The organism is Candidatus Dependentiae bacterium, assembly GCA_026389065.1.
Classification (GTDB): Bacteria; Babelota; Babeliae; order Babelales; family Chromulinivoraceae; genus JACPFN01.
This window is the reverse complement of sequence record JAPLIP010000024.1, coordinates 1-1,600: the sequence shown is the minus strand read 5'-3', so window position 1 is coordinate 1,600 and position 1,600 is coordinate 1. Positions and strand designations below refer to the sequence as shown.

At 36.0% G+C, this 1,600-nt stretch carries 1 protein-coding gene and 1 pseudogene; both read right to left on the bottom strand.

Going from position 1 to position 1,600, the window contains the following annotated elements; translation table 11 throughout:
* Positions 1-670: ankyrin repeat domain-containing protein (locus NTU89_01010; GenBank protein MCX5923124.1), on the bottom strand; the 670-nt coding region annotated here is incomplete at its 3' end.
* A gap of 323 nt (positions 671-993) precedes the next feature.
* Positions 994-1,173 (bottom strand): annotated as a pseudogene (gene rpmF / locus NTU89_01005) (50S ribosomal protein L32).
* Positions 1,174-1,600: the final 427 nt, after the last annotated feature.

Sequence of the window (1,600 nt, the reverse complement as noted above, 5' to 3'; positions counted from 1 at the left end):
CATGACCAGGAACTTCATGCATGTTATTTCTAATATTCTCATCTGCCCCAGAATTTATTAAGTTTTCAATTATTCCATAATCATACTTTTGACCAGGAACAGTCTTTTTGTAGTAATGCTTGTAAGGCGCTTTAACAACCTTATTTCCACCTTTTCTTGCTTGTTCATTGAAATCATAATTTTGCTTTGCATAGTAAGCTAGATGCAATGGAGTATTTTCATCATTATCCTTTGCATTTACAGCGGCACCTTTTTTAAGAAGCTCATTTACAATTTCAGAGTGACCGTTTTGCGCAGCGTAATGCAAAGCAGTTTTTCCAAGAGCATCTTTAGCATAAACATTAGCACCACTATCTAAAAACCTTTTAGCTTCTTTAAGATTGCCCTCTCGAGAAGCAATATGCAAAGCAGTTAAATCATCTTCTCTGCCTGTTGCATTGATTCTTTTTCTTTCCACCATATGTTCATTTTCTACTTTTCTCATAAGCAAATTCTTTGCTTTTGTAGCAAGTTCAGATTCTTGAAATCTTTGATACAAGCTTCTTTTATCTGGTGAATCAACTTTAGATTTTAAATTATCATTAAAGACATCAGGTTCACCAATCACATGACCACCCGAACAGATAAGCAGACTAAGCAGCAAAGTATTAACTATTTTGATTTTTTTCATTTTTTCTCCCCCTTTTTTGGATAAAAACATAGATATAGCAATAGCTTTGCACATGCTGCAATCAAAAATCAAGAGTCTTGGTTTAATCTAAAAATTTTCTTTGCGATGAAGGCTTCTTTCTATGGGCCACTTTTTTATCAAGAGAACAAAAAAATAGACCGGTAAGAAAATTCTTACTGGTCTATTTTAAATTGCTTTTTTAAGAAAGGCTTAAAAGATTACTCTTTTGAGCTATCCACTTCTGTTGCTTCTTGCGCAGGAACATCTGCACCAGCTTTACGAGCCTTAGAAACTTGAAGTTTTTGAGCCCTTGATGCAAGTCTATCGGCTTTAGTAACCATGACTTTAACACCTTTATAATACCCACTTTCCAAACAAACTGTGTGAGGCATTACAGGAATACCACTGTTTGGACAAGTTGTAAAAGTTTGAACATCTAAACCTTTGTTTGCTGATCGCTGATTGCGACGAGCCTTCGACGTTTTTCGTTTGGGACAAGGCATGTTATATTCCTGATTTTTTAAGATATTTAATTTCTAAAGATTTCAGCCAAGTGAAGTGATTCAATGGACTTTATAAAAACATTATACAAAAACACGCTCCAAATAGCAAAAGTTTCTATATCAAATTAATGTATTTTTTAATTTTAGTCTCCTGCCACCTATCTCTGAATTTTTTTGTTGTTACTTACGTGTGTGGCTACCCGCCACAGGGGCCAAAGCGTTCCTGGCGACGCTTTGGAATCCGCCATATAAGTGGGACACCCATTTATATATCACCCGACGCCCATAAGGTTTTGTTTCGCCTTATTTGTTACGCAGAGCTTCACACGGCTAGAAACAAAAACGACCGAAGGGCTTGTTTGGATAAAAACTCTTTTTTCCATAACTGTTTTCTGCGTTGGGCTGACTTGTGCGAAGATGGTAATCT